This window comes from Bradyrhizobium sp. (genome assembly GCF_004799445.1).
Taxonomy (GTDB): domain Bacteria; phylum Pseudomonadota; class Alphaproteobacteria; order Rhizobiales; family Xanthobacteraceae; genus Bradyrhizobium.
Window position 1 is genome coordinate 22,348 of sequence record NZ_SSNA01000206.1, and the last position, 6,000, is coordinate 28,347.

The following is a 6,000-nucleotide window of genomic DNA, read 5'->3' on the forward strand; positions in this document are numbered from 1 at the left end:
GTCTGCCTTGCACCGGGCTGGCTGCGCGCCATCAGCTGCCCGGATTCGCTGTAACCGCAATGGGATGGATATCCCGATAGATCGCAAGCCGTGCGGCTTCACTGCAAAACCATTGGCTGTCAAATCGCGTCCGGCCGCGGCGACCGGCCGATCGCCATCAGCGGCGCGATGCCGCTCTCGGAGCACGAGCCGCCGAGATCGCCGAGATCGCCGAGATCGCCGAGATCGCCGAGATTCGATCAGGCGGCGCGGATATTGGCAAGGAAACGGTCGACGTCGGCGCGCAGTGTTACCGCCTGGCCGCTGAGCTGCTCCGCCGACAACAGGACCTTGTTGGCCGCCGATCCAGTCTTGTCGGCTGCCTTGTTGACGGCAGAGATGTTGCCCGAAACCTGGCCAGTTCCTTGCGCGGCTTCCTGAACGTTGCGAGCGATCTCCTGGGTCGCGGAACCCTGCTGATCGACGGCAAGCGAAATCGCCGATGTGATCTCGTTGATGGCGCCGATCGTGCGTCCGATCCCCTCGATGGCCTGTACGGCCTCCGCGGTCGCGCTTTGCATGGCTCCCACCTGCGCCGATATTTCATCGGTCGCTTTTGCGGTCTGGCTGGCAAGCGATTTGACCTCGCTGGCAACGACGGCAAAACCCCTGCCCGCTTCGCCGGCGCGGGCCGCCTCGATGGTTGCGTTCAGAGCCAGCAAGTTGGTCTGGCTGGCGATGTCGCTGATCAGTTTGACAACATCGCCGATTTTCTGCGCCGCAGCCGACAGGCCCTGCACCGTGACGTTGGTGCGGTTCGCCTCGGCGACCGCCTGACCGGCGATCTCCGTCGATTGCGTGACTTGACGTCCGATTTCCGAAACCGATGACGACAATTCCTCGGTCGCAGCCGCGACCGTCTGCACATTGGCCGATGCCTGTTCGGCAACGGCGGCCACGGTGGTCGCCTGATGGCTGGCCTCTCCGGCGGTTGCGGACATATCCTTCGATGTCGCCTGCATTTCCGTCGCGGCGCCGGACAGGGTGTCGAGGGAGGCGCTGACGCCGCGTTCGAACTCGTCCGCCATTCTGCTGAGCAGGAGTTTCCGATCAGCATCCGCCTGGGCCTTCAACACGTCTTGCTCGCCACGGAGCCGCATCGCCTCGATCATATTGTCCTTGAAGACCTGTACCGACTTCGCCATGGCGCCGACTTCATCGCCCCGGTCCAGGGCCGGGATGGCCGTCGCCGTCTCGCCTTCGGCGATCTTGCGCATCGCCATTGTCATCGCATTGATCGGATTCACGATGCTGCGGCCGACCAGGAGAAACAAGCCGGCGACCAGCACCAATGCCAGGCCGACCAGCATCCCCATTTGACGCGCCTGATCCCAAAAGATCGCATGGACGTCGTCAAGATAAACTCCCCCGCCGACCACCCAGCCAAACGGCTTGAAGTCGACGGCGTAGGAGAATTTCGGCAGTGGCTCACCCCCTGAGGCGCGGGGAAAGCGATAGGACGAGAAACCCCCGCCATTGGCGGCCTGCTCAAGCTGCTTGCGCACGAAGAAGACGCCGTCGGAGTCTGCCGCGTCGTACAAATTCTTGCCTTCAACCTTAGGGTTGGGATTGGCTACCGCTATGCCTTGCGCGTTTATGGCATAGAAGTAATCGTCCTTGCCGAAGCGAAATGTCCGCAGCAGCACCTTGCCGCGTTCCAGGGCTTCGGCTTCGGACAGCCCCGCCTGACGGGAGGCCTGATAGTTGAGGTCGAGCGCCTGGCGCGCCAGCAAGACCACATCCTGGAGCTTGGCCCTGCGATCCTCCATCAGATTGCTCCACAGCGCCGAAAGCCCGACGCCGGCAACGGCCGCGATGCCGAGTACCGAAAGACCGATCATAATCAACAGCTTGTAGGATATTCGCAGATTGCCAAGCATTGGGCACCTTATTGCTGAACGAGCGTCGCCGGGGTGGCACAGACCTGCGTGACAATTAGCTCAAATTAATGAAACAGCCCCTAATGCGGGCCGAAATCGTCCGACCAGGGCGCGAGCAACCAGCCGGTCGCGGCGCCACCGCCCAAATCGGCGGCAGTGGGACAGCGGGAATCGAGGAGACCTTCCGGCAAAACGGCTGCGTCGCGCAGCCGACTGCCAGGCGACGCCCATCGGCTCGTTCTCCATGAAGAATTGTTTGGTTTAGTCGCGGCAGTTCCGCCTGCGTTTTTGTGGTCCTGGATCGGACGCGCCGTCGCTAGAGCGCGATCGTCGGATAATCGCGCCCCCACCAGTGCTTCAATTTTGCGGCATACTCACGCTGGAACGAGAGCGGTCCGTGCTTTTTGGTGTATTCGTCGTCGTACAGCGCGATGAAAATCGTCAGGCAAAGAAAGAAATGCGCGCCCATTTCGAACAACGCCACATAATCATGGTTGATCAGTACCTCGCGTTCCCTGTCGGTGAGGAAGTTGACCGTCGAGGTTTCGGCATCATTGAGGCGCGGCCCGATCGACTGTTCCCAGGTGAGAACCAGCGATCGCGGATCTTCCTTGTACCGCCGCAGAAGCTCCGGATCGCGGTCGACCGTGAAGAGGAACTTGTTGACGTAATACTTGCTCATGCCGCCGCCCCCTCCGGGTACCAGGTGATGTAGGCTTCCATGGTGTGAAACAGATCGAGATGGTCGACGTGGCTCGCCTTCTGCGGACCGGCGATACCCATCATCAGGATAAGATCCATGAAGCCATGCGTCGCGTTGCCGTGCGATCCCAGACTCTCCAGCGTCACATTTTCCAGAATGGCCTCGATGTTGCCGCTGGCAAGCCAGTCGATCGCTTTCCGGTCGAATTCCGGATCGGGGCCGTGCTCCTGGAACTGGCGCGGACCACCAAGTTCGAGTGACAAATGTCCGGACCCGACTGCAGCGATGCGCTGGTCCGACGGATAGGCGTCGATGATCTCTCGAATGGCGCGTCCGAGGTCCCAGAAGCGCTTCGGCGACGGCAACGGCGGCACGAATATGTTGGTGTAGATCGGAACCACCGGCAGATCCGCTTGCGGACGCGTCGTGATGATCGGGCAGATGATCGAATGATCCAGCTTCAGCTCGTGACTGAAGGCGAAGTCGAAGCCGCGATCGAGCAGCCCCTGATGCATGAAATTCGACAGCTCCTCATGCCCCTGCAGCACGTATTTCGGAATCCCGAACTCGCGCTCCTCGTTATAGAACGTGGCATCGTAGCGCGCCGCCTTGCCGATCAGGAACGTCGGATAGTTGTCGAGGAAGAACTGGTGAAAATGGTCGGCGCCGACCATGACGAGGATATCCGGCTTGGCACGCGTCAGCGTTTCGCGATACGCCTCGACCTTCCGCTTCCACTCCATCGCCTGCGGCATCTGCTGCTCAGGCGGCGCGGTCGTCGCTTTCAGATAAAAAGGATGATGTGTCGTGGCCAGAACTGCCGCTAGCGCCGCCATTCGCCTCCCCTTCCTTGTCGCCGGTTTACCCGGTCCTCATGCAGTTATTGCAAGAGTATCCCGTTTCATCCGTTCCGGCCAAGCCTCCCGATCGCGCGACAGCGCATCGCGGATAGCTTTGCCGTCCTCGTCTATCCTCGGAGCTGCATTGACCTCGGTGGCCCGCTCGCCGTCAAAGGTAAAGGCCGGCCGCACCGCGCGGATGCCCCCCTCGCTCCGTTCCGCCACCGGCACGATCATTCCAAGATGCGCGACCTGCGGATCCTCGACCGCCTCAGGTATCGAATTGACCGGCCCGAACGGCACATCAAACCCCTCAAACCGCGCAACCCAATAATCGCGATCGTGGGCGGAAAAGATGACGTCGAGCGCCGCCGACAGCTCCCGGTAGTTGTCGATCCGGCCTTGCCTCACCGAAAAGCGCGGATCGTCGGCGAGCTGCGTGGCGCCGGTAGCCTCGATCAGCGCCTGCCAGAATTTGTCCAGCGACGACAGGTGAAATGCGAACAGACGGCCATCGCGGCATCGCACAATGAAGGCCTGGGCGAGACGCGGTCGGTCGGTGCCTTTCGGGATTTCGCCGAGCGCGAAATAACCCGCGAACGGCTCGACCGAAAAATGCATCATCGCTTCCAGCATCGAGATTTCGATCAGGCGGCCCTTGCCTGTCCTTGATCGTTCGACCAGCGCGCCCGCAATGCCGAGCGACGCGTAGATCCCGGTGATCGCGTCGGCGAGCGCCGGCCCGATAAACCGCGGCTGATCGGGATCGATCGCCACGCCGAGAAAACCGCTCATGGCCTGCGCCACGGAATCATACACCGGCCGCTTTGCATACGGACCGTCGGGGCCGAAGCCGCTGATCGAACAATAAACCAGCCGCGGGTTGATCGACTGCAACGTCTTGGCGTCGGCGCCGAGCCGTGCCGCAGCGCCGGGGCGGAAATTCTGCACATAGACGTCCGCCTGCCGGATCAGATCGTAAAACAGCTCCCGGTCGGCATCGCGCTTCATGTCGAGCGACAGGCTGCGCTTGTTGCGATTATAGGCCTGGAAATGCGCGCTGTAGAGTCCGTTCCTGAAACTGCGATAGGGATCGCCCGTCCCCGCGCTTTCGACCTTGATGACATCAGCGCCCAGATCGCCAAGCATCATTCCGGCGCAGGGACCCGTAATAAAGGTTCCCTGCTCCACGATTCGCACACCGTTGAGGACGCCATACATGCCGGTGCGCCTTCCTCAATTTTCGTTGGCGACAAAGCCCGGAGGCGCGGGGCCGTCATAGGTGATGGCGGACGCCGCCGCATGCGACATGGCAAAGCCGATCGGATGGGTTTGCTCTTCGAGCAGATGGCCGATCAAGCCTGCCGTGCGCGCCAGGATCGTCACGCCCCTGAGTGCGAGCAGCGGATAGCCCGCGTCCAGCAATACACAGGGAATGGCGCTCGAGATGTTCATCACCAGCGGTTTGCCGATCACGGACGGCAGCACGCGCTCGACTGCGAGCGCGGCCTGCGAATGACGGCCAAAGACGCCGAGCTCGCGCGCCACCGCGATCAATCGTACCGCACGCGGATCGGAGCCCTTGTGCAGCGGGTGGCCGTAGCCCGGAATGGCGCGTTTTTCGCGGCGATAACCGCCGACAATTTCGCTCGCCGCCATGTCGAGTGCTCCGCCGAGGCTTTCATGAAGCGCAACAACCTCGCTGAACAACCCTCCGGCGGCCTCCGAGGCGCCGAGAATGACCGATCCGCAGCCGAGCAGGCCCGCGGCCACGGCGCCCTGCAGCGCCTCCGGTGCCGCGGCGAGGGTCATGCGCGCCGCCTGGACGCTTGGCACCAGCCCGTGCTCGGCAATTGCCACCAGCGTGGCATCGAGAATCCGGCGTTGCGCGTCATTGGGCAATGTCCCGCAAACGAGCAGCCAGACGTGATCGGTGAACGAGATCCGCCCGATCAGCTCGCCGACGAGATCATGGCCGCGGATCACGATGGTTTCCGGGTTGGATCCCGAAATGCCGGTGGTCGGTTGGGTGGCGGGACCGATTTTCAAGGCTTTCCTCCAAGAGCGTGGCTTTAAGAGCGTGGCTTTATATTTTTTTCGCTAGGCGAAAAAATATTCGTATTTGTGCTATAGGAACACCCGTCGGCCCCGGCTTGTCAAGGACGGCGGCGGGGTGGCAAAGCTGGCTTCGCATCCGAGTCGTGTCAGGTCCGATGGAATGGTTGTGAACGCTGGCGTTGCTGGCGCTTCACGGTTGTTGCGGGGCGGCAGTTGCTTCGGAGGCACTCGCGACCCGCGGAAATTGGACTTCTTGCGATCAATGACGGGACCACAGCCATAAAAAAAGCCGAGACGACTTCCTCACGAACCAAGCGACGCAAGGCGCCGCCGCCCCGACGCACGAAGGTCGAGTTCGTCGAAGCGCTCGCGCGCGGCCTGGCCGTACTCGGTGCTTTCGACGAAGCTCATTCCGAGATGGCGCTGACGGAGGTTGCGAGCCGAATCGGCGTGTCGCCTGCCACAGCCCGGCGCAGACTGC

General features: G+C 62.0%; 6 protein-coding genes. 1 reads left to right on the plus strand and 5 read right to left on the minus strand.

The annotated features are described in order from the left end of the window. Positions 1–239 precede the first annotated feature (239 nt). The 5 genes from E8A46_RS27020 to E8A46_RS27040 all read right to left on the minus strand — a co-directional run bounded on the left by E8A46_RS27020 (position 240) and on the right by E8A46_RS27040 (position 5,510). On the minus strand, positions 240–1,919 hold the full coding sequence (locus E8A46_RS27020; protein WP_291567714.1) for a cache domain-containing protein: 1,680 nt from the start codon (positions 1,917–1,919) through the stop codon (positions 240–242). Positions 1,920–2,235: 316 nt separating this feature from the next. Next, a complete protein-coding gene (locus E8A46_RS27025; protein ID WP_291567715.1) occupies positions 2,236–2,601 on the minus strand; it encodes a hypothetical protein in 366 nt (121 codons plus the stop codon). Continuing rightward, positions 2,598–3,458 (minus strand): extradiol ring-cleavage dioxygenase, encoded by an 861-nt coding sequence (locus E8A46_RS27030; protein WP_291567716.1) that lies wholly within the window; start codon positions 3,456–3,458, stop codon positions 2,598–2,600. Before E8A46_RS27030 ends, E8A46_RS27025 begins: the two co-directional genes overlap by 4 nt. A gap of 36 nt (positions 3,459–3,494) precedes the next feature. Then, positions 3,495–4,682 (minus strand): CoA transferase, encoded by a 1,188-nt coding sequence (locus E8A46_RS27035; RefSeq protein WP_291567717.1) that lies wholly within the window; start codon positions 4,680–4,682, stop codon positions 3,495–3,497. Positions 4,683–4,697: 15 nt separating this feature from the next. Next, positions 4,698–5,510 (minus strand): citryl-CoA lyase, encoded by an 813-nt coding sequence (locus E8A46_RS27040; protein ID WP_291567718.1) that lies wholly within the window; start codon positions 5,508–5,510, stop codon positions 4,698–4,700. A 222-nt stretch (positions 5,511–5,732) separates the two neighbouring features. On the opposite strand from E8A46_RS27040, the gene E8A46_RS27045 reads away from it, so the two are divergent. Continuing rightward, positions 5,733–6,000: helix-turn-helix domain-containing protein (locus E8A46_RS27045; protein ID WP_291567719.1), on the plus strand; the 268-nt coding region annotated here is incomplete at its 3' end.